Here is a 21,757-nt window from a genome sequence, read left to right as displayed (position 1 = left end):
CATGGGTTTCACGCCCAACTACCTCGATCCAGGGACAGTGCTGGCCGGTTACCAGATCGAGTCAATGATCGCCCGAGGCGGGATGGGCGTCGTATACAGGGCATTCGACGTCCAACTGAACCGCCCTGTTGCGTTGAAGCTATTGGCACCGGAATTCGCGGCAAATGACAAGTTCCGCCAGCGCTTCGTCCGAGAATCTCGGTTGGCCGCCTCTGTGGATCACCCTAACATTTTGCCGATTTACGGCGCAGGAGAATCATCGGGGTTGTTGTATATCGCCATGCGCTACGTTCGCGGTACGGACGTCAGGGCGGAACTGGAAGCGCGGGGCGCACTCCCACTGGCCGAAGTAATTCGCATTCTCGGAGACACGGCGTCCGCCCTCGATGCCGCACATGCGGCAGGGCTAGTGCACCGGGACGTCAAACCAGGCAACATCTTGCTTTCCGAGGACCGCGCGGATGTCCACCGACACGTCTACTTAACCGACTTCGGCCTCACGAAGCGCACTACTTCCGCGACGGGCGTGACGACCGCCGGCCACTTCCTTGGCACCTTGGATTATGTGGCGCCCGAGCAGATTCGTGGCGAATACGTTGACGGCAGAGCGGACGTATACGCCCTCGCGTGCGTCGCGTACACGCTGCTGACGGGTCACCCGCCTTTTGACCATGATGACGACTCGGCCCAACTGTGGGCTCATATGACCGAAGAGCCGCCGTTCCTCTGCGCGGAACGTCCGGAGGTGCCTTCCGAGATCGGTCTAGTCATCCAAGCTGGTATGGCCAAACGTCGAGAGGACAGGCCTGCCTCGTGCGGGGCCCTCATAGGCATGATGACGCCACCAAGTCTGGCGAACCCGCCTCCGGTTGATTCCCCCGGCGTCGCTGCCGGCTCCGCACCGGAGGATGCAAACTACGACGCCGTAAGTCCGTTACGCGCCACACCCGTCCAACACGGTCGACCGCCGGGTGGGTCTTGGCATGCCGCGATGGCCCTCCTGAAGGGGAAAGCCTGGATACCGATGGCTCTGGTGGCGGCGTTGTTCCTGATCTTCGGAGCCAGTTTAGTTCTTCCGCAGATGTCCGCCACCAACGAGCGGGTACTGTTCCGTAGCGAGGGCGTACCCTATACGCTCGAAATCCCTAAGAGCTGGACACACCACATCCGCGAGAGGGGTGAAAGTACAGTGAGCGTTTTATCTGCCGCAGATATCACAGCGCTATTCGCTGACGAGCCGGAGGCGATGGCCGCCACCGCCCGAATCGTCGACCTGGAGCCGGCAAGCGTCGTAGGACTGGCCATTTATCATCGGTCTCCCCCCGTAAGTAACGTGCTGCCAGCCGCAAGGATCGATGCCGTTGAGGCACTTCTTCCCGGCCAGGCCGCCAAGTTGACGGACCGCGGTCCCCTCACCTTCGGGGAGGTAAAGGCCCGGCGCATGGACGGCATACTTCCCCTGTCGTCCACCGTTACCCTACAGGTGCGTGTCTGCGCCTTGGAGACCGATCCGAGCCAACTCCTTGTGTTTTTCGCGCCGTCACGGCTCTTCGAGGAGAATGTCCGGGTTTTTGACGAGGTCGCGAATTCCCTTCGTCAACCCAAGTGAGGCATGGTCATGACGATGCCCCAGACTCCATCCGTGAACGGGCCTATGCTCTACGTACGCTATCAGGGGCACAACTGGAGCTTCCCGCCCGCACGGACCGTCGAAGTAGGCAGGGGCGCCCTTGCCGATGTACGCCTTGATGACGAACGGGTGAGTCACAGGCAGGTGCGGATATGGCACAGCGCCGGCGCTTGGTGGGTGGCTGACCAGAGCAGCCGAAACGGTACTTGGGTTGTCGGCGCCGAGCAGGCCCTTGACCGGCCCATGTCGCTCCCTTCGGAGGGTCTGGTACTGCGCCTTGGCTCGCTGGACGGCCCGGAACTTCTTCTCAGCTCAGAATCGCCTCGAAAACAGCGAGGGCAGCGTGTACTCAGCGTCGGTCGCTCGAGATCGTCTGACATCGTAGTCAATGACCCGCTGGTGTCGCGCCGCCACGCCACAATAGCGATCGGTGAACAAATAGTTCTACGCGATGAAGGCAGCTTCAACGGGACTTTCGTAAATGGCGATCGTGTCCATGGTGAAGCGACACTTCACGTCGGTGACCAAATCGGGCTGGGTTCCAGCAGCCTTGCCTGGAATGGCGTGGACATTGCGCAGCCCCCGCCGCAGCGTCCCGTTTTCAGCGCCCGCCATCTGGAAGTCACCACGAGAGCGGGAAACCTTCTACTCGACGATGTGTCTATGAGCGCACCCGCGGGCACGCTAATGGCCATTATCGGGCCCGTCGGGGGAGCAAAATCCGCACTTCTAGCCGCGCTGACCGGACTGCAACATGCCTCCCGCGGCCACGTGATGTGGAACGGTCGAGATTTATACGCCGAGTACGAGCGAATGCGGTTTCTCGTGGGACTGGTGCCGCAAGTGGACATCCTTCACAGCCAACTTACGGTCCGGCGTGCCCTACATTTTGCGGCCCGGCTGCGCCTACCGCCGGACACGAGTGAAAAAGAGCTGGAAACACGGGTTGATCAGGTCCTGGCAGAGATGGATTTGACAAAGCAGAAGAACCAACGGATCGACCGTCTGTCCGGGAGCCAGCGCAAAGGCGCGTCCATTGCCTTAGAGTTGCTCACCGCCCCTCAGTTGCTATTCCTAGATGAGCCCACCTCCGGACTCGATCCTGTAAACGACAAGCAAGTCATGGGCAGCCTGCGTTCACTGGCCGACGCCGGCCGCGTTGTGCTTGTCGCCACCCACAGCGTCCCTGCCCTGAACGTATGCGACCGTGTACTTGTCCTGACCCAGGAGGGTCGAGTGGCGTTCTTCGGACCGCCTGGAGAGATGCTCCGGTTCTTCGCGGTAGACAACTACGCAGAGGCCTTCGCGGCACTGAAACACAAGACGTGGGCGAGCCTGTATGCCCGTTCGCCCGCCCGCAGCGCTTACCTAGGACGCACCACTCACGGATCCGTTTCACTCCCGGCGGGTGATTCACCTCCCCCACCACGCGCCGCTCCACTGCGGCAGTTATGGACCCTCGTGCGCCGCAACGCATGGGCTGTTGCGGCGGATCGACTATTTGTCATACTTCTCACGGGCATGCCGCTGCTGCTGGCGTTGGTGGCACATGCTTTTCCTGGCAGGGCGGGACTCTCCATCCAAGAGGCCAGCGGCAACCCATACCAGATTCAGCAGCGGCTGATTGTCCTCGTCGTCGGAGCCACGCTCATGGGCACAACCCTTGCGGCACGGGACTTTGTTGCGGAACGGCCAATCTATCGGAGAGAGCGGGCTGCTGGTCTTTCGCCGGGTGCGTACTTGCTCAGCAAGGTGGTCGTTCTAGGGCTGCTGGTGGCATGCCAGTGCGCTGCCTTCGTCATGGTCGCGCTACTCGGACTCCCCGGTCCGGACGATGCGCTCGTTCTTGGCAACGGACACATAGAGGTGGCTGCAGCGGTGGCGGCTGTTGGAATCACGACGACTATAGCCGCTCTCGTCGTCTCGGCGGCTACGACTTCGACAAAGCAAACCCTTCCCTACCTCGTAGCATTAGCCGTCGGACAATTGCTCCTATGCGGTGGGCTTTTTGCCATTGCCGGACGCGCGGGCTTGGAACAGGTGTCCTGGCTGATGCCGGCACGCTTTGGCTATGCAGCGATGGCTGCAACTGTAGGGCTCCAGAAACAAACGGCCCCCCTCCTCGATCCGCTGTTCGAGCCAACCGCTGTACAGTGGCTCACCGACATCAGTTTCCTAGGCCTACAAGCCTTGGTCTTCCTCACGGTGGCGGCTTGGGCGTTGCACCGGCCAGTATCCGGCAACTCATGGAAGTGAGAGTTGACGCTCCTACTCATGGTCGACGGGCTTCGCACCAGCTGCCTGTTCGGTGGCTCCTACATTGCGCCGGGCATGCAGCAGGTCCGCGTTTGTGATCCGTTCCAGCTCGGTGAGAAACCTGGCGGAGATCACCGCGGGCCGCTCCCGCAAAAAATGAACTGGTCCCCGATAGTTGGACTGGCTAAATAAGATGCTAGGCCGTTAGGGCCTGGGCAGGGTATTGCACCGGGCTCAGGCCCTCGAGCTTTGTCTAGATTCGTTCGGTGTTGTACCAGCTGATGTACTCGTGCAGCGCTGTTTCCAGTGCGTCAGTGCTAAGGAACCGGACGTGGTGGAAGAGTTCTTCTTTGAGGTGGCCGAAGAAGTTCTCCATCACAGCGTTGTCGAAGCAGTTGCCCTTGCGGGACATTGATTGGACTGCGCCGGCGTTCTGGAGAAGGGTGCGCCAGGAGGAGTGGCGGTACGGGAAGCCCTGGATGCTCTCCTAAGTGTCAAGCGGCAGTTCGGTGTTGTCTGGTGTTCGGGACGATGTGCCGGCGGCCGGGGTTGAGGATGAAGTAGACCTCGCGGGCGAGGTATCGCTTCAGGCAGCGGATGATCTCCATCTTGGAGTGTCCCTCGGCGGTCTTTTTCGCGACGTAGGTCTGTGTTCACGGGTCGAGCCTGATCCGGCTGATGACCGCGAGGTGCAGGGCGCGGTTGGCTTGGCGGTCGCCGCCGCGGTTGAGTCGGTGCCCTTGTGTCATTCCCGAGGACGCGGGCAGGGGTGAAACGCCGCAGAGCATCGCGAACGAAGCTTCGGATTTCATCCGGTCGGGGTTGTCACCGGCCGTCACGAGGAGCTGTCCGGCGACTTCGATGCCGATTCCGACGCGTTCGAGTAGTTGGGGTGCGAGGGCTTCGACGATGGGGTTGATGAGCTCGTCCAGATCGGTTATCTCGTCGGTGAGTTCAAGGTAGCGGCGGCCCAGGGACTTCCGCGAGACCCGATAGGCGGTGACGGGATCGGTCGCGTTTGACACGTCCGGCCGCCATGCAGCGAGGGTGCGAATCAGCTGCATCCGGGTCAGGTGGCGGACCTGGTCGCGAAGTTCCTCTGGTGCGGAGACGATCGACATCCGAAGGAGCTGTGGGGCGCTGCGGCGCTCCCGGACCGCGTGGGCGCGGGTGACGCGCAGCACACGCAGGGCTTCGACGGCGCCGTCCTTGCTTTTGGGGATGCTGGTGCGTCGGCACTGTAGTGCGGCGCGGGCTGCATTGATCGCATCGAGATCGTCGTCCTTGCCTTTGCGGCGGCGGTCGGACCGGTCGGGCCGGTCGACCTCCAGGATCATGACGCCGGCTTTGGCGAGGTGTCGGGTCAGGCCGGCGCCGTAGGACGCGGTGCCCTCGACGCCGATCCGGGCCAGGTCACCGAACTCGCCGATCCAGGCGAGCATCGCCCGGTATCCGGTGCGTGTAGTCGGGAAGCTCCTGGTGCCCAACACTGTCTCGCCGGCGTCGATGACGGCGGCGACGTGGAGTTCTTTGTGCGTGTCGACGCCGGCGAAGACGGGCGTCGGTGCCTGGTCCGGGTCGCTGGTTCGAGGCGTTCTGGTCATGTCGTTTTCCTTCGGTTCATCTGGTGTGCAAGGGAACGGCCCCGCGCATCGACCGACCGGCGGACAAGACAGTGATGAGCATCCTTGGCGCAGGCTCTCCTTAGGTCACAGCGGCGGCGAGGCGTAGCACCTCACCGGATACTCCCTGGGGACTGACAGATCCGGGGAAAGACAACAGCTGTCGATCGGAGTGAGAGTCAAGAACCCCGCGGGCACCCGGCACCAGCATCCTGTCGCGTCCCTCACTGTGCGTGTCAAGGACCCACGGGAATACCGGTAAGGACAGTCTCACTGTCTGAATGCACGAGCGGCGCTGACCAGGTTCCAGGCAGGTCAGGGCCTCATGCAACGAAGTGTTGGTCAGAGCCAGGTTCGGGGATGTGCCGATGGTGTGGGAGATGATCTGCCGGTCGAAGAGGTCCATGACCGGGGAGAGGTAGAGCTTGCGGTCTCCGACACTGAACTCCGCCACGTCAGTGACCCACTTCTGGTTCGGGGCAGCGGCGTCGAACTCCTGGTTCAGCAGGTTCGGCGCGGTCGTGCTTTGCTCACCCTGGTAGGAGTTGTAGCGTATCCTCCGCCGGACCTGACAGAGCAGCCCGAGCAAGCGCATCAGTTTCAGCACGGTCTTCTTCGCGACGGTCCACCCTTGCTTGAGCAACTCGGCATGGATGCGCCAGTGCCCGTACCGGCCGTGGTTCTTCCTGAAAATCTTCGTGACGGTGATTTTGAGGGACGCTTGCGGATCAGGAACCTGTAGGCGGGCTTGGTGATAGAAGAACGTTGAGCGGGCCAACCCGGCCACGTCGAGGAGCAGGTCGAGACGGAGTTCGGCCTTGAGAGCGATGAGGGCCTGGACCTTCACCGTTGTTTTTGAGCCCTCAAGGCCCGTAATTTTCCCAGATAGGCCGCTTCTGCCCGCAACCGCTCGTTCTCCCGCCGTAACTGCTCCACCTCGGACAGCTCAGCAGGCGGAGGGGAATCGGGCTTCCGTGGCCTGCCTTTAGGCTTGGGCCGTAACCCATCCTCACCCTCAAGACGATAAGCGCGGACCCATTTTTGCAGGAGCTCGCGCGAGCCCAAACCGGCCTCAACCGCCAGATCCGGGCCCGACTCGCCCGCGAGGAACCGCTGAACCAAGGCCAGCTTGAACTCGAACGAGTACGACTTCACCGGCCTGGACACCAGCATTCCTTGCCCATGAATCCTCCACCGTCTATACGGTGACTTCACTGGCACACGATAGACATCCAGCAACCGGGCGGTCGCCGTGTATCCGATGCCCTTCTCAAACAACGCTACAGCCACCACGCGCTGCCCCTCGGTCAATGAACTACACGCACGCATAAAAACTGCTCCCCAAAAGTCGCAACTGAATTTCTCAGTCCAACTTCCGGGGAGCAGTTAAAAATCGGTGGGTACTTCTTGATGTCTCCGGACTTCAAGGCGACCGCGTGGCCATGCCGAAACCCCATCCAAAAGACGCGGTGAATTTCGGACTCACGAGAAATCACCGCCCGGCGCCGATTCGCGCCTTGTAGCACGTTCCACGAGGTCCGCCGCCCACGGGCGCGAACCGTGCCGGAGCACCATACCCTCGGGTAGCCCCCGGACAGACGCAGAGCATCCGGCGATGTCGATCGTGATACGGCCGCCTGCCATGGGAGCGTTGGTGATGTGCACACCGCCGTAGGATTCCGGGAGGACGGGATCCATCCATAGGCCGCCGAGGGCGACATCTGGGTAGTAACCCATCAGGCTCTTGACAAGCATAATGGGGGTGGTGGCAGCCCAGGCCTGGGGCGAGCAGGCTGTGGGGTACGGCACGGGTTCGTCGTAGTGCTCCCGGCTAAAGCCGCAGAACAGTTCGGGCAGTCGCCCATCCGAATATTCGGCCGCCTCCAACAGGGCAGTTGCGATCCGCTGTGCCTCGGCTACGAAGCCGTAGCGAAGCAGACCAGCCGCGATGATCGCATTGTCATGCGGCCACACCGATCCGTTGTGATAGCTGGCGGGGTTGTAGGCGCCCATGTCGCTGGCCAGAGTACGGACACCCCATCCGCTGAACATCTCAGGGGACATCAGGCGTTCCACTACGAGCGGGGCCTTGTCCTCATCGATGAGCCCGAACAGCAGGCCATGACCCATGTTGGAAGCACAGGCATCAACCGGTCTCTTTCTGGCGTCCAGGGCAACGGCATAGTAGCCGTGCTCAGGCAGCCAAAACTGCTCATTGAACTGACTCTTCAGCCGTGCAGCGCGGTCCCGGTACTTCACGGCCAAGTCCGCGTCACCGGCATCATAGGCCATCCATGAGCGCGCCAAATACGCGCTATAGACATAGGCCTGCACCTCGCACAGCGCGATCGGAGGCTCGGCCAGCCTGCCGTCAGCAAAGTTGATGCCGTCCCAGGAGTCCTTCCATCCCTGGTTGATCAGCCCTCGGTCGTTGAGACGCTCATACTCCACGAAACCGTCCCCGTCCTTGTCCCCGTAGTCCTGGATCCAGTCCATGGCGCGGTCCACGTTGGGCATTAGTGACGCAATGGTATCCGCGGCGAAACCCCAACGACTGACTTCCCCGAGCAAAGCCACGAACAGCGGTGTGGCGTCGACACTCCCGTAGTACGAGGACTTGCCGCCCAAGGACAATCTGCTGGACACGTCGAACCGAACTTCGTGCAGGATCTTGCCCGGCTCCTCCTCGCTCATCTCATCCACGACGCTGCCCTGGCGGTCGGCCAGCGTCTGGATAGTACCGACAGCCAGGGATGGGTCGACAGGCAGCGCCATGATCGAAGCCCATAACGAGTCCCTGCCGAACAGCGCCATGAACCAGGGCGCGCCGGCAGCAACCACGACCCGGTCCGGGTGGTCAGGATCCTCAATGCGAAGCGCACCCAAATCGTCGTAGCTGCGCCGCAGAGTCCGCTCAATGGAGCGGTTACCCATCTGCACGACCGGGATATTGGACACCCACGCCTGCCGGCGCCGGTCCCTGGGCGACAAGCCCTCCCCGTCCCGGTGGACAAATGCAGTCGCGCAATCAGACCCCTCGATGCTGGGTATCACGGTCAGGACCGCGGTCCAATGGCCGTGCGACGGGACGGATACGCGGTACGTGAGCGCCTCCGGCGTAATGTCTGCTCCGGGGGCTTGGATGGCTACGCCCTTCCGGATGTCCTGCCAGCCGGCCCGGATGGTGAGTGCGTCGCCGTCAATATGGCGGATTTCATCCCAACGCCGCTGTATGCGCGCTTCTTTCACCTCGAAGAGGTCCGCGAAGTCCGCTTCGGCTTTAAAGGAAACAATGCACTCGGCAGGGGTTGGTGAGTAGTTTCTGACGGTGATCTGCTCGAGGATTCCGGCACCTACCTCACGGAGTCGTTCGACGATCAGCGGGCTGTCTGCGTATCCATCCGAGCGACGTACTCGGCCGACAAAAAGACCACGGTAAGGCTCCTTGGTCTTGGCGGCCAAGGGCTCCAGCGGCTGCGCGTTAACCGTCAGGATCCAGCGGGATAGGATACGTGTATCCTCGACGAAAACCCCGTGCGGGTACTCAGGCTGGAGATCTCCGCTATCCGATGAGATGCAAAAGGAGGCTCCCTCTATCAAGGTGACCGTTGCGGAACCGAGGGGCCCGGCAGCAGTGTCAGCATTCCATCCAGCCATCGGCTCCTCCAGGGATTGACTGCAACGGGCTCAGCAGACGGCGCCCTTGTCCGGTCGAACCAGGCGATCGCTGCCTTGATTGTCAAAACGACGCTACGCCCGTGCACGAGGTGATGCCAGCCCCCGCGTTGACTCGTAAATAACCTCCGCGAAGGGGGATACGTTGCCTCATTAATAATCCTCCGGCTGGGTTGGCGGTTGCCGGGTGGGCGGACGCGGGTTACGCCGGGTGGATGGGATTGACGATGGCTGAGCGCAAGGCCGTGACGAAGCAGTTGGCCAGGTCCTATCGGGCCGGGGACAGGATCCGGAAGGGAAGGATCCTGGACGATGTCGTTGAGCTGACCGGCTGGCACCGGGACCATGCCCGGGCGGTGCTGCGGCATGCCCTTGACCCTTCCAAACCCAGGCGGGTGAGGCCCGGCCGGGCACCGGTGTATGGCGCGGATCTGCAGCCGGCTCTGGTGTTCTGCTGGGCGGTGCTGAGGGCACCTGCCGGGAAGCTGCTGGCGGCGGTAATGCCCGAACTCGTCCCGATGCTGCGCGAGGAAAAGGCCCTGGACATCACCGATGCGCAGGCGGAGCTGCTGCGGCGGATGAGCGCCGCTACGGTCGACAGGCGCCTGGCCGGTGAACGGGCCAAGCTGCTGCCGCGGGGCCGGTCCCACACCAAGCCCGGATCCTTGCTGAAATCGCAGAAAAACTGGTCCAGGGTCCGTGAGCTGGTCGGCTACCTGCGCTACGACACCGCCGCGGAACTGGAGCTGCTGAACCACATCTGGGAGCTGGACCGTATCTTCACCAACTACCTGCTTCCGCAGCAGAAGCTCGTGTCCAAGACCAGGCACGGGGCCAGGGTGACAAAGATTCATGACGCGCCGGCGACCCCGCACGGCGCGCGGCCGCAGATGCTCATACTGACAGGAAGGCGGCAACCCGCATGAACGCCGAATACCGGAAAGTCAGACCCGCGGCCCTGTCCCGGCAGATCCTGTCCCTCACCGGGCAACTCGAAACCCTGGCCACCGCCAAGCAACCAGCACCCATCAGACCGCCGGTCAACGAGGACTGGAACCGCCGACCCAACCGGAGGTTTTCCAATGACGCAACGTATGCCCCTTCGCGGAGGTATTGATGTGAGGCAACAGGGCCCCGCGTTCAAAACCTTGATGATGGCGCATAGGTGCCTCAAGTTTGACTCCGGCTGACTCAAGCGTGCCAGCGAACGGTAGCGCCTCAGCGGGCCTAGACGTGGTTGAATCGATGAGTGCCACAGTCCGCGGCCTTCGTGCCCCTTCCTAAGCTTGCGCCGGGTGATCGAGTGGCTGTTCTGTCTCCGTCATTTGCAGCGCCCGGGTTCGCGCCGGCTATTCATGAGCGGGCTATGCAGCGGCTCTTCTCCGTGACGGGGCTCGTGCCCGTGGAGTATGCGACAACCCGCACGCTGGGAGCGTCGGCTCAAGAACGCGCCGCCGACGTAAACGCTGCGTTCGCTGACCCGAGCATCCGAGCCATCTTCACAACCGTGGGCGGCGACGACCAGATTACCGTCGTGGCTCACCTCAATGCCGAACTCGCCCTCTCGGACCCAAAGCCGTTCTTCGGCTATAGCGACAACACCAACATTCTCAACTGGCTATGGTCTCTGAGCATCCCAGGATATTACGGCGGGTCAACCCAAGTGCACATCGGACCGGGCCCCCATATTGACGAGGTTCATCTGACCTCACTACGCGCTGCCCTCTTCGAAGATACCCATCTGAATATTTTCGACCCAGGTGAGTCAGAAGATTTTGGACCAGACTGGCGTTCGCCCAGCGCTCTGACGGATTTCGGTGCGCGTGAGCCTAGTGAACCTTGGCTGTGGGCGGGACCAAGGCGTATAGCAGAAGGCGGCACTTGGGGCGGATGCTTCGAGGTCATAGACCAGCTTGCGCTTGCGAACCGACTGCCGCAGCTCGAGCGCCTGCAGGGAAAAATCCTCCTTCTCGAAGCAAGCGAAGAGATTCCACCGGCAGTGCAGATCAGGAGGTGGGTACGAGCTCTCGGGGAAAGGGGTGTCCTCTCTGCTGTCGACGGAGTCATAGTCGCGCGACCTCCAGTGAGCAACCATGGGGTTGTGCCGCCTCCGCACGACCGCGAACAGCTCCGGACGAGTCATTACGAAGCAGTAAGTAGTGAGATTGCGCGCTACAACGATGATGCCGTCGTCTGCCTCGGTGTCCCTTTTGGGCACACTCGTCCTCAGTGGATCTTGCCGTATGGCGGAGGTATTCGGCTAGACGGTCTTACGCAGGTAGTTACCGCCGACTACACCCGAGGCGCGCCGTCTAGCTGAACAAGCGGCCGAAGTCGTTTAAGGCTCGCAGGGTGGATCCCACTTCAGCAGTGGGCAGAGTCCGAGGTGGGCGGAAGGGTCGGTCCCGCCGCTTACCTCCTCACGCCGCGTTCGACACGGAACAAGTCGAGGGAATCAGGGCCCAGCCTCACCATCACGGCGCGGAGGCCCACAGACTCGGCAGAAGGAGCCGAGATACGAAGCCCGTACCCCCTCCCCCGCTGGGTCCGTTTCCCTAGTCACCTCCACAATTCCGAATTTCGTTATCAACTCCAGATGCGTGTCAGCCCCATTTCAACGGTTTTCGGGGGCAGTACCTCAGCAATCTCAGAACCATGCTTGCCCGGTCGGAGGAGAACCGCTCCCCTGTGTCGGGATCGAGCCACGGTGCAGGGTCCTGCGGGTCGCCGGCCAGCTCCAAGACCGGCAAGGGCAGCGCGGGCGCCTCACCGTTCCCGTTGGATAACAGGTCCGGCCTCGTGGCGGGATCGTAGTAGACGCGCCGCTTCCGTTCCCGGGTAATTTCGTACGGACTGTGGCAGGTGTAGCCTGCCCAGTGCACAGGGCCAGGCCATGCATCAGGGCCCGGCCGGGTATCTTGGTTTGTATCCGTGTGAGGAATTGGCTGGGTCAGGGGCGCTTCAGCTTCCGGTCTCTGATCCTCCGACGGCGGGGCGGACTTTACGTATTCCACCCACTGCCCGTTGTCCTCAACGTAGAGCAGGTTCTGCTCGCCGCCGAGGAAATAGACTGTGACGCCGGCCCGCACATTCGCAGCCGGATCCGTATGCACTGCGGGCGGCATGCTGCTGCCTGTCGTCACTTCATGCATCTGACTGACCACAATCGGTACTGGTTCGTGCTGGGCGGTGGCGGCGCTCAGGAACGGGCGGGTTCCGGCGATGGATGACGGCGCTTCCATGGGCCTGTCCTTTCCGTCACCGTGATACGACCATGCGGTGCCGCCAGCTCAGTCTCGGCAGTGGTGCCCGAACCGAGGTAGCGCTCGATGCTGACGGGGCAGTGGCCAAGCCCGTCACCTTGCCCCCGGCGGCGGAAGTTGATGACCTGGCCGGTTCTGCCGCACCCGCAGGTTCCGGTTTCGACGTCGCCTATGTCGTCGGTGAGGAGGAAACCGGGGTAGCTGGTGCTGAGGGCGTCCAGGACGGCGATGGTGCCGGTCTCCCCCGGGGCGAGCTCTTTCCCGTTCTGGCCAGGATCCCGGATGGAGATGTAGCACCACGGCGGAACGTGCTTGCGATGCAGGTGGCATTCGACAGCGAGCATGTTCGACTCGACCATGCCGTACATGTCGCGCACGTTCTCCGGGCGCACGCCGAGCGAGTCGTGGCACCGCTGCCGAAAGCCTTCGTCAGGGATGGCCTCGGCCGTGTGCCGCTTCCAGCCGCCGAGAGTGATGATCATGCTGTACGGGTCCAGGCGCACATTGACCTTCTCCCGCTCGAGGAACCGGAGGAGCAGGCCGATGAGGAAGGGCGGACCGACGATGTGGCGTGTCATATGGCCCTTCCACCGGCGCAGGTGCTCCAAGGCCTCCCTGGCGTCGAACGCCTGGTCGGCAGCGAGATATGTGTGGTGGTCGAAGACGCAGTTCAGGATGTTCAAGTCCTTGAGCAGTCCCATCTCCGAAGCTTCTGGGTCCGACGGGTTCAAGAAAAGTCCCGCGCCCCCGGACAGGCTGAAGAACTCCCGGTAGGTCCCGATCAGGCCGACCAGCGCCAGGGTCAATGTCTCGCTGTTGCGGGGGGCGACGGACGGGACACCGCGGGTTCCGCTGGAGCGGGTTTCGGTCTCGATGTCGGCCAGGGAGCAGGTGAGCAGCAACTGGGCGTCGGGACGCTTGAACATGCCGACCGGCAACAGTGGCAGGTCTTGCAGGTCGTTGATGTCGTTGATCGCGGCGGGATCGACTCCCAACGCGTCACACTGGGCACGGTAGAAGCCGTTTCTGGCTTCGTGGTAGATCGCGGCGTCCCGCAGGACGCCGGTTACCGATCCTGCCCAGTCATCAGGCGACTGGAGGTAGGCCTTGGACACGTTCCCCAGCATCTGCGGTAACGAAAGCATTGTGTCACTCCTCGGTTTGCTCGGTCGTCGCCCAGATGGGCACGAATTGGTGGTACTGAATTGGCAGCACGGGCGCGCTGGCATCGTAGTCATCGGTGGTCCGGCCGTTGCCGTCGGCAGCGGCCGCGTAACCATCAGGCACTTGGAACACCCCTGCCCCGGCCTGCGTCATCAGGGCGAGTTTGTCCTCCTGAAAATCGATCGATACAAAGATGGATGCCCGCATTCCCGCAACTGCCGCCCCGAACGCCGTGGCAACTGCGGTGTTGCCCGTCGAAGCCGTCGCGATGATCTTCAGTCCGTGCCGCAACCCGTCCTCAATCACCAGCGCCGTAGCCCGGTCTTTGTTCGACGCGGTCGGGCCGGGAGTCTCATCCTTAACCCACAGGAGCGGTGTCCCCAAGGCGGCTCTCAGGGCCGGGGCCGGAAGCAGCGGCGTGCCGCCGATGAACAGCGAACAACGCCCCTCTTCCAGAACCAAGCCGGTCCCATAGTCGTACTGCAGCCACTCGCACCCGGAGGTACGGACTGAACCTGTCACTCTGCCCATGCCGGATACGCCTCCTCCCGCGTGACCGAGCGTTCCACGTTAGCCATGCCGGCGCAGCTCGGAGAAGAAGTCGTCGATCTCGTGGAGTTGGCCGCTGTGGGCGAGTTCGTCGTAGACGTATTTGCCCACTGCGAGGTCGAGCACGCCGAGGCCAAACGGCGAGAACACCATGGGGCGGTCCTCCGGTGGCTGGATTTTGCCTTCCATGACGTCGGCCAGGGTGCCGTCCACGAAGTCCCTGTTACCGGTCATCTGCTCCAGGAGATGCGCGGACGTCCCGGCTTTCAGGCAGTGGTCGATGTCGTCGAGGATGTTGGTTGAGGCCAGCAGGATCTCCGGGGCCAGATCGCGCAGGGACACGTGCAGCACCAGGGGGTTGTGCGCGAACCATGTCGTGTCGTGCACGTGCGGCTGGCCCGCCACGGTGGCGAACACGACGAGGTCGCTGCTTCTGATCAGCTGCTCGGGGCCGTCGTGCACGGTCACCCGGGCTCCGGTGCCGCTGCGCTCGAGATAGCCTTTGAAACCCTCCGCGCTCTCACCCGAGAGGTCGAACACCCCGATCTCGTCGAAGGACCAGTCGGTGGCCTTCAGGAAGGTGTGGATGTAGCGGGCGATGAGGCCAGTGCCGAAGAACCCGACTCTTCGTGGACGCCCGCGGCCCCGGCTGAGCCAGTCGGCCGCCGCGGCAGCCGATGCGGCCGTCCTGGAGGCGCTGATAATGGAGCCCTCCATGCAGGCGAAGGGGTAGCCCGTCAGCCGGTCGTTGAGGATCAGCACCGCTGAGGCGCGCGGAATCCCCGACGACACGTTGTCCGGGAAGCTGGAGACCCATTTAATGCCGTCAACCTCCACCTGTCCGCCGATCGAGGCCGGCAGGGCGATGATGCGCGAGGTGGGCCGGTCCGGGAAGCGCAGGAAATAGGACGGCGGGTTCACCGAGTCTCCGGCTGCGTGCACCCGGTAGGTCTGCTCGACCAGCTCGACGACCTGTTTTTCCCGGCCCTGGAGCACCTGCTGCACCTGGGTCCCTGCAATCACCGCGAAGGGCGGAACCGTCTTCGGCTCTGCGGCCGCTGCGGCTGGGGAAGTGGCGAGTTTTGTCATCTGGAACCGTCCTGGGTGTGCGTATCGAGATCGAAAATGTTGCGCGGCTCGGCCATACCGACAAGAATCTCCCGAGGTCCCTCATAGGCCTCGCGGCTGTGCGCCATGCTGACGTTGTCGACGAGCATGAGGTCCCCCGTCTGCCAGGGGGTTCGAAGAGTGTGGGCCTCGTAGACCTCGTTCAGGAGGGCAATGATGTCCTCGCCGATCGGCTCGCCGTTGCCGAAGCGGGTGTTGAAGGGCAGCCCGTCGGGACCGTAGACGTCCACCAGGTACTCCCGCACCTCCGGCGCGATCGTCCATTCGCTCAGGAACGCCACCTGGTTGAACCAGCAGCGCTGGCCGGTCACCGGGTGCCGGATTACGGCAGGGCGCCGTTGCCGGGTGCGCAGCTCCCCGTCGGGCTGCCACTCGAACTCGATCTCGTGCGCCCGGCAGTAGTTCTCGACGCCGGCGCGGTCCGAGACCCCGAACGCCTCCTCATAGGTGGCACCGATGTCCTCGTTATAGCTGCGGGCGAGCAGCCACCCCTCGCTTTCGAACCGCCGGACGATGTCCAGGGGTATGGCATCGAGCACGGCGCGGGCGTCCGCCACACCGGTCACCCCACCGACGCTGGGTGCCTGGAGGCAGGCGAAGAGCATCAGGCCGGGGAACTCGAGCGCGTAGCTGAGCTCGTGGTGCATGCACATGGGCTGGTTCGCCGGCCACGTCAGGGATGAGTACACGCCGTCCAGGTAGGGCTGCCTGGCGGCGAAAGCCTCCCGGTCCGGCATGAGCCCGCCCGGAACCAGCTGCTGGAAGGTAGCGGCCACTTCGGCTGGATCGCGGAGGCCCAGGCCGCGGACCAGGACGGCGCCGTGCTCATCCACCGCCGCACGCAGCGCCCCACGGTTCTCTTCGGCCCACCGCGCGGGGTCGTGGCCATCCTCGACGGTGAGGATCGGCGCATGTCCGGCTTGGCGTTCCACGTCGAACTGGATCCTGGGTGTAGGAGATGACATCAGAAGTCCTTCCGTTTCATGGGTAGCTGGTGGGAGTGGCCAACCGGTCCTCCCACCGGGGCCATGGAGTCGGGCTCCGCCGCGGATCCCGCCGCGCGTGGGGCGGACGGAACAGCAGCGCCGGTCAGGGACGAGGCTTCGAGCAGGGCCGCCAGGTCCGCCAGGATGGGCGTCTGCATGATGTCCTTGATCGACACTGCCCGCTTAAGCAGGACCGCGAGCTTCACCGCGGACAGCGACGTGCCGCCCAGTGCGAAGAACGAGTCCTGCCCGCCGATCCGGCCCACCGGCAGGCCGAGCACCGTCGCCCATGCTTCGGCGAGCCGCCGCTCAGTGCCTGAAAGGGGTTCCGTGGCGGCGCCTGCTTCGGGAACGACCTCCCGCGCCATGCGGGTCAAGGCCTTCCGGTCGATTTTCCCGTTGCCGGTCAGGGGCAGGCTCTCCTGCCACCTGTACGCCGACGGAACCATGTAGCCCGGTACCCGCGCGGCCATCCCGCTGCGGATTTCGTCCACCTCGAGCTGGCGGTTACCGGAGTAGAAGGCCACCAGGAACCTGGACTGCCCGGAACCCTCGCCGACGACGACGGCGCCGTCGCGGACTCCGGGAACCCGCAGCAGCGCGTTCTCGATGTCGCCGATCTCGATCCGGAACCCGGAGATCTTGACCTGGTTGTCCCGCCGGCCCAGGTACTCCAGCTTGCCGTCCGGGGACCAGCGGCCGTAGTCGCCGGCCCGGTAGAGCCGCGCGCCGTCCACATAGGGATCGGTGGAGTAGGCCTGTGCAGTGCGCTCCGGGTCGTTGATGTAGCCGCGGCCCACGCACACCCCGGAGAAGGCGATCTCACCCGGCGCTCCCAGCGGCACGAGCCGCTGCCGCTCGTCGAGGATGTGGATCCGGACGTTCGGGATTGGCGGGCCCAGTGGCACGGAGCCGCCCGCGGGCGCTGCACTCATCACTTCGTGGTTTGTGTCGTCGGAGGTTTCCGTTAGCCCGTAGGCGTTGACCAGCTTGACGTCCGGCATCACGTCGAACCAGCGGCGGACCAGCTCACGCTTGAGAGCCTCCCCTGTCGCCGAGACGCAGCGGAGGTGCGGTAAGGGCCGGGGCTTGCCGCCCAGGTACGCGACCACGGCGTCCAGATACGACGGGACGACCTGGAAGACCGCCACCGCGCCCCGTTCCACCGTATCGATGAACCGCTCGACGTCGAGGATGCGGTCCTGCCCGACGATGAGTGTGCGGCCGCCGACGAGCAGCGCCGAGACCAGTTGCCACAGCGAGATGTCGAAGCATTGGGGGGCTGTCTGGGCGACGACGTCCCCAGCGCGGATCCCCAGGTCCTCGATCTTGGCGTACAGGTGGTTCACCATGCCGTCGTGCTCGCACATCGCGCCTTTCGGCTCGCCAGTGGACCCGGAGGTGAAATAGACGTAAGCGAGCTGATCGGGACGAATCTCCATGCCGAGGTCGCCGGCGGGGTGCCCCTCGGCCTCGATGTCCTCGAACAGAACCTTCGTCACTGCAGGCATTCCTTCCAGTGCCTCATCGAGGGTGGTGGTGCTGCCGCCTTCGGTGAGCACTGCCCGGGCCCCGGCCCGCGTGAGCGTTCTGGCGATTCGGTCGGCCGGGAAGTGCGGCTCAATCGGCAGGTAGGCGCCGCCGGCCTTGAAGATGCCGATGACGGCGGCCATCCACTCCAGGTCCCGTTCGGCGACGACCGCCACGATGTCCTCCGCGCCCAGACCTCGCGCGAGCAAGGCACGGGCCAACCGGTTGGCGCGGGCGTTCAGCTCCGCGTACGTCCACTCCCGCGTGTCCTGGACCGCCGCGATGCGCCCGGGATGCTGCCGGACGCGCTCCTCGAACAGCTCGTGGAAGCGCCGCCGGGGCCGGGGCCGCACGGGCCCGGCGAGCTGTTCCAGTTGCAGGCGCCGCTCCTCGGGACCGACGAGGTCGACGTCGCCGGGGTCCGACTCTGGGTCGGCAACCAGATGGCGGACTGCGCTCAGGTGATAGCCGGCGATCCGGAGGGCTGCGTCCTCGTCGAGGACGTCGCGGCGGTAGCGCAGGCTCAACGCTTCGCCACCCGCGGCGGCGCGGAGGGACACTCCCAGAACGAGGCCTTCCGCGAGCCCGGAATCCTCGTCAGGGCCGGTGCTGAATACCACCTCGTATGTTCCCGAAGCCGGCGGCCGCCCCGCCTGCGGCCCCCCGGCCCGCTCGGCGTGGGCCCGGACCTGCCGGGTGCGCGCCGAAGAGACCAGCGCATGCCATGAACCTACACGCAGATCGAGTTCGCAGGGCCACGTCCCGGACGCGTCCTTCCAGCCGGTCGTGACCTCTGTTTCGCCGGACAACGCCTGGAGCACCCGTGCATGAGCTGCCAGCCAGATCGATGCAGGGGTCGCGTCCAGCATGCGGGACAGTGTCAGCACGGCCTGGCGCAGGTCCTCGGGCACAGCCACTTCGATCCGCCCCCGACCCGGCCGGCGCCCCTGACCCGACCGGTGCTCCTGCGTCCACCGGGGAATCGCCGTCGGCGCGGCACCCGCGGGGGCGGTCCGGTCCTGGCCGGGCGGGCGGTCGGCGGTGCGGCAGGTCAACGCAGACGTGGCGGTGGTGGTGGTGGTCATGACAGGGACCTTTCCAGGCCGAGGGGGAACGTGGCGGCGGCGGGGGCTTCTTCGGCCGGGTTCCCGCCCCACACGGTTCCCCGGGGCAGGGTCGTCCCCTTCATCACGAAGGAGTCGGTGGTGACCACGGTGCCGTCTTCTGCGCTCACGCCGTAGTGGACAAGGCAGCCAACACCGAGCGTGACGCCGTCGCCCAGGCTGCTGCGGTCGGTCTTGAACATTCCGTCCTCCTGGGAATGGCACTGCACCGCGGAGCCGGCGTTCAGCGTGCAGCGGGAGCCGACCGTCACCAGGCTCCGCTCGGGGAACGCGCAGCCGTCATCGAAGACCCTCGACCCGATCCTCACCCCGAGCAGACGCCAGACCAGCGGCTTGAACGGCGTCCCGTCCAGGATGGCCATGTACCGGCTCGGCAGCTGCAGCTTCCAATACCGCTCATGCCACCAAAAATACGGGTTGTAGATCGAGCACAGCTGGGGCTCAAGCCGCCGGAACCGCGTCACGATGTGCTCGATGCCGCTGGGAACAAACACGCCAACCACGAGCATTTCCAGGACGAAAGCCACACTCAGGGCAAGGAAACCAAACTGGTCAGACAGCTCAAGGCCGGCGAACATGATGATCATGGCCAGCGAGAGGTTCAGCCACCGCGCCAGCATCACCAGGGCCATCGAGCGCAGGTTATGCCTGTTCTTGGCCGCCAAATCCCGCCGGAAATGCGCACGGTGCGTAAGTTCCTCGGGCAGGGCATCCCGCAGGACCGAGCGGGGGATCTCGAACGGCGGGGACCCGAGCAAACCCACGTCATGGCGCACCGGCCCATCTATGGGGACCGCCACCATGGTCGCGAGCAGGCAGTTATCCCCCGTCCTTGCCCCGGCCGGGAAGAAAACGCCGTTGCCCAGGAAGTTATGCGCCCCGATCTTCGCCCGGCTGACCTTGAACGAGGTCGGGGAGTAATCGGCGTTCATAAACGACACCGCGTCCGCGATCATCGTGCCCGTCCCGATCGAGGAAAGGAAAGGATTGTCATGCTTGAACACCGTGCCCATGTTCGAACCGGTCTGCTGGACCTGCCCCAGGTCATACCCGATGGCCCGCAGGTAGTTCACAACATACGAGCTGTCCCCGAACAACCCTCCAAGCATGGCATTGTTGCTCAACCTTGTCACCGCCCGCGCCGCCGCGTCACGCAGGCCGAACAGCGGATACACCGTGTCCGGCTTCAGAGCGAGGTTGAGCAGCCGCGGCACAGTCGTTACGAGGACCAACGCCGCGACCGTTCCACCGAAGACAGTCAGGCCGGCGAGGCCAACAGCATGGGCGTAGAAGGACCAGTCATCAAACGCCACCGGGTGCGGCTCCAACAGCGCCGCCACCCGCGGAAACGCCAGCACGCCCAGGGCGATGCCGATCGTCAGCATGACCCGGCCCAAACCGACCGCACTCAAGAACTGGGTGAACGCGAACCACCCCCGGCGCACCGGCCGGTACGCCGTGGCCTCAACCGTGCGGAAATCCGCATCCGTGGCCCTGCCCGGCGTACCGTGCCAACGCTCCTCCGCGGGCACCGCCTGGCCGGCATACAAACTGGACCGGTGGCCCAACTGCGAGCCGTCCCCCATAGCCGTGTCAATATCCAGGATGCTGCCCTCACCAACGAGCACGTCACGGCCCAGCGTCACCGCACCAAACTGGATGACACCGCCATGGGCCCGGTAACCGCTGGCGATCACATCCTTACGGATCACCGTGCCCTCCCCGATCGTGAGCAAATCGGTGCACACCGGCAGGCGCTTGGTCATGATCGTCACGTTCCGGCCCACCCTGGCACCCATCGCCCGCAGATAAAACGTTGTCAGCGGCGAACCGTTCAGCAACGCCATCGGCGAGGTCCGCATCAGCGTCTTAACCAGCCAGAACCGGAAGTACGACAGACTCCAAATCCGGATCTCCCCGGGCCGGAAACGCCCGATAAGAACCCACTTCGCGGCCACCGGCAAAATACTCAACAGCACAAACGTCCCCCCGGCAAAAGCGACCGACCGCAGATAAACCTCCAACAGGCTCATCCCATGGCCCAACCAATCATGGTTACCCGGCCCCGCCTCCGGAAATACCCACTGATAACCCACCACCGCAAGCCACCCGGCCAGAACACAGTAGCCAAGGTAAACAAGCAACTGCAGCACGCCACAAGCAACGTACTCCCAAGTCCGTGCGTCCATCGGCGCCGGAACCACCGGCACCGACGCCGCGACCGGCGACGGCTCCTCCAGCACGTCCTGCACCGTCACCGGCGCCGTTTCCGCCGGTGCCAGGGCCGCGGCCAGCGCCGAGATCGTTGGGTTCTGGTAGATGTCCCTGATCGACACGGCAGGCAGGCCCGGCTGCTTGCGCACGCGGGCGCAGAACTTAGCCATCACCAGCGAGTCCGCGCCCAGGTCATGGAAGAAATCAGCATCCACTGGCACATGCTCCATGTCCAGCACGCCGGAGAGCACCTCTGCCAACCGTTCCTGCACCTGCACCGTCGCCGGCGCCGTTTCCGCCGGTGCCAGGGCCGCGGCCAGCGCCGAGATCGTCGGGTACTGGTAGATGTCCTTGATCGACACCGCCGGCAGGTCCGGCTGCTTGCGCACCCGGGCGCAGAACTGCGCCATCACCAGCGAGTCCGCGCCCAGGTCGTAGAAGAAGTTGGCGTCCACAGGGACGTCGTCCTTCTTCACCACAGATCCGAGAAGATCCGCCAGCCTGCGCTCCAAGGCAACGGCCGTAACCTTGGCAGGAGTGGCTGGTGAGCCGTTCCCGGCCGGAACCGCGGTTGTCTCAGCAATGGGGGGATCGAGGGGAGATGTGGAACGCGGAG

16 protein-coding genes and 1 pseudogene are annotated in these 21,757 nt (G+C 64.1%); 5 read left to right on the top strand and 12 right to left on the bottom strand.

Features of this window, described 5'->3' with window-relative positions; all coding sequences use genetic code 11:
* Nucleotide 1: 1 nt before the first annotated feature.
* Nucleotides 2-1,609, top strand: coding sequence for a serine/threonine-protein kinase (locus ABRP34_RS01490; RefSeq protein WP_353711976.1), 1,608 nt, complete (start codon nucleotides 2-4; stop codon nucleotides 1,607-1,609).
* 45 nt (nucleotides 1,610-1,654) lie between these two features.
* On the top strand, nucleotides 1,655-3,886 hold the full coding sequence (locus ABRP34_RS01485; protein ID WP_353711975.1) for an FHA domain-containing protein: 2,232 nt from the start codon (nucleotides 1,655-1,657) through the stop codon (nucleotides 3,884-3,886).
* 253 nt (nucleotides 3,887-4,139) lie between these two features.
* Here the strand turns inward: ABRP34_RS01485 and ABRP34_RS01480 are convergent, their stop codons facing one another.
* From ABRP34_RS01480 to ABRP34_RS01460, 5 genes and pseudogenes are all read right to left on the bottom strand, one after another.
* The gene (locus ABRP34_RS01480; protein ID WP_353711974.1) at nucleotides 4,140-4,298 is read right to left on the bottom strand and encodes an IS3 family transposase; all 159 of its coding nucleotides are present in this window, start codon (nucleotides 4,296-4,298) and stop codon (nucleotides 4,140-4,142) included.
* Nucleotides 4,299-4,380: 82 nt separating this feature from the next.
* Nucleotides 4,381-5,490, bottom strand: a pseudogene (locus ABRP34_RS01475) (IS110 family transposase).
* Nucleotides 5,491-5,590: 100 nt separating this feature from the next.
* Nucleotides 5,591-6,355 (bottom strand): IS3 family transposase, encoded by a 765-nt coding sequence (locus ABRP34_RS01470; protein ID WP_353711973.1) that lies wholly within the window; start codon nucleotides 6,353-6,355, stop codon nucleotides 5,591-5,593.
* A complete protein-coding gene (locus tag ABRP34_RS01465) occupies nucleotides 6,352-6,801 on the bottom strand; it encodes a helix-turn-helix domain containing protein (protein WP_353711972.1) in 450 nt (149 codons plus the stop codon). Before ABRP34_RS01465 ends, ABRP34_RS01470 begins: the two co-directional genes overlap by 4 nt.
* Before the next feature lie 189 nt (nucleotides 6,802-6,990).
* A complete protein-coding gene (locus tag ABRP34_RS01460) occupies nucleotides 6,991-9,165 on the bottom strand; it encodes a glycogen debranching N-terminal domain-containing protein (protein WP_353711971.1) in 2,175 nt (724 codons plus the stop codon).
* Nucleotides 9,166-9,410: 245 nt separating this feature from the next.
* On the opposite strand from ABRP34_RS01460, the gene ABRP34_RS01455 reads away from it, so the two are divergent.
* The 3 genes from ABRP34_RS01455 to ABRP34_RS01445 all read left to right on the top strand — a co-directional run bounded on the left by ABRP34_RS01455 (nucleotide 9,411) and on the right by ABRP34_RS01445 (nucleotide 11,503).
* A complete protein-coding gene (locus ABRP34_RS01455; protein ID WP_353711970.1) occupies nucleotides 9,411-10,109 on the top strand; it encodes a hypothetical protein in 699 nt (232 codons plus the stop codon).
* A complete protein-coding gene (locus ABRP34_RS01450; RefSeq protein ID WP_353711969.1) occupies nucleotides 10,106-10,300 on the top strand; it encodes a hypothetical protein in 195 nt (64 codons plus the stop codon). The genes ABRP34_RS01455 and ABRP34_RS01450 overlap by 4 nt, the downstream gene beginning before the upstream one ends.
* Nucleotides 10,301-10,432: 132 nt before the next feature.
* Nucleotides 10,433-11,503 carry a S66 peptidase family protein gene (locus ABRP34_RS01445; RefSeq protein WP_353711968.1) on the top strand — a complete coding sequence of 357 codons (1,071 nt, stop codon included), beginning with the start codon at nucleotides 10,433-10,435 and terminating at the stop codon, nucleotides 11,501-11,503.
* A 283-nt stretch (nucleotides 11,504-11,786) separates the two neighbouring features.
* On the opposite strand, the gene ABRP34_RS01440 is transcribed toward ABRP34_RS01445, so the two are convergent.
* The 7 genes from ABRP34_RS01440 to ABRP34_RS01410 form a co-directional block, all read right to left on the bottom strand.
* Nucleotides 11,787-12,425 (bottom strand): hypothetical protein, encoded by a 639-nt coding sequence (locus ABRP34_RS01440; protein ID WP_353711967.1) that lies wholly within the window; start codon nucleotides 12,423-12,425, stop codon nucleotides 11,787-11,789.
* Nucleotides 12,383-13,591, bottom strand: coding sequence for an acyl-protein synthetase (locus tag ABRP34_RS01435; protein ID WP_353711966.1), 1,209 nt, complete (start codon nucleotides 13,589-13,591; stop codon nucleotides 12,383-12,385). Before ABRP34_RS01435 ends, ABRP34_RS01440 begins: the two co-directional genes overlap by 43 nt.
* Before the next feature lie 4 nt (nucleotides 13,592-13,595).
* A complete protein-coding gene (locus ABRP34_RS01430; RefSeq protein WP_353711965.1) occupies nucleotides 13,596-14,072 on the bottom strand; it encodes a PLP-dependent lyase/thiolase in 477 nt (158 codons plus the stop codon).
* A 108-nt stretch (nucleotides 14,073-14,180) separates the two neighbouring features.
* Complete coding sequence (gene sbnB, locus ABRP34_RS01425) at nucleotides 14,181-15,248, bottom strand: 2,3-diaminopropionate biosynthesis protein SbnB (RefSeq protein WP_353711964.1); 1,068 nt, start codon at nucleotides 15,246-15,248, stop codon at nucleotides 14,181-14,183.
* Nucleotides 15,245-16,252 (bottom strand): TauD/TfdA family dioxygenase, encoded by a 1,008-nt coding sequence (locus ABRP34_RS01420; RefSeq protein ID WP_353711963.1) that lies wholly within the window; start codon nucleotides 16,250-16,252, stop codon nucleotides 15,245-15,247. The genes sbnB and ABRP34_RS01420 overlap by 4 nt, the downstream gene beginning before the upstream one ends.
* On the bottom strand, nucleotides 16,252-18,888 hold the full coding sequence (locus tag ABRP34_RS01415; RefSeq protein ID WP_353711962.1) for an amino acid adenylation domain-containing protein: 2,637 nt from the start codon (nucleotides 18,886-18,888) through the stop codon (nucleotides 16,252-16,254). The genes ABRP34_RS01420 and ABRP34_RS01415 overlap by 1 nt, the downstream gene beginning before the upstream one ends.
* Nucleotides 18,885-21,596 (bottom strand): Pls/PosA family non-ribosomal peptide synthetase, encoded by a 2,712-nt coding sequence (locus tag ABRP34_RS01410; protein ID WP_353711961.1) that lies wholly within the window; start codon nucleotides 21,594-21,596, stop codon nucleotides 18,885-18,887. Before ABRP34_RS01410 ends, ABRP34_RS01415 begins: the two co-directional genes overlap by 4 nt.
* Nucleotides 21,597-21,757 lie beyond the last annotated feature (161 nt).

The sequence above is a fragment of the Arthrobacter sp. K5 genome, assembly GCF_040448525.1.
Lineage (GTDB): Bacteria > Actinomycetota > Actinomycetes > Actinomycetales > Micrococcaceae > Arthrobacter > Arthrobacter globiformis.
Note: the sequence above shows the minus strand (reverse complement) of the source record. Positions and strands in the feature narration are given on the sequence as shown.

What these genes read in the sequence shown, in the direction of transcription:
- ABRP34_RS01490 (WP_353711976.1), top strand. Translation starts at nt 2, where the DNA reads ATGGGTTTCACGCCCAACTACCTCGATCCAGGGACAGTGCTGGCCGGT.
- ABRP34_RS01485 (WP_353711975.1), top strand. Translation starts at nt 1,655, where the DNA reads ATGCTCTACGTACGCTATCAGGGGCACAACTGGAGCTTCCCGCCCGCA.
- ABRP34_RS01480 (WP_353711974.1), bottom strand. Translation starts at nt 4,298, where the DNA reads ATGTCCCGCAAGGGCAACTGCTTCGACAACGCTGTGATGGAGAACTTC.
- ABRP34_RS01460 (WP_353711971.1), bottom strand. Translation starts at nt 9,165, where the DNA reads ATGGCTGGATGGAATGCTGACACTGCTGCCGGGCCCCTCGGTTCCGCA.
- ABRP34_RS01455 (WP_353711970.1), top strand. Translation starts at nt 9,411, where the DNA reads ATGGCTGAGCGCAAGGCCGTGACGAAGCAGTTGGCCAGGTCCTATCGG.
- ABRP34_RS01450 (WP_353711969.1), top strand. Translation starts at nt 10,106, where the DNA reads ATGAACGCCGAATACCGGAAAGTCAGACCCGCGGCCCTGTCCCGGCAG.
- ABRP34_RS01440 (WP_353711967.1), bottom strand. Translation starts at nt 12,425, where the DNA reads ATGGAAGCGCCGTCATCCATCGCCGGAACCCGCCCGTTCCTGAGCGCC.
- ABRP34_RS01435 (WP_353711966.1), bottom strand. Translation starts at nt 13,591, where the DNA reads ATGCTTTCGTTACCGCAGATGCTGGGGAACGTGTCCAAGGCCTACCTC.
- sbnB (WP_353711964.1), bottom strand. Translation starts at nt 15,248, where the DNA reads ATGACAAAACTCGCCACTTCCCCAGCCGCAGCGGCCGCAGAGCCGAAG.
- ABRP34_RS01420 (WP_353711963.1), bottom strand. Translation starts at nt 16,252, where the DNA reads ATGTCATCTCCTACACCCAGGATCCAGTTCGACGTGGAACGCCAAGCC.
- ABRP34_RS01415 (WP_353711962.1), bottom strand. Translation starts at nt 18,888, where the DNA reads ATGACCACCACCACCACCGCCACGTCTGCGTTGACCTGCCGCACCGCC.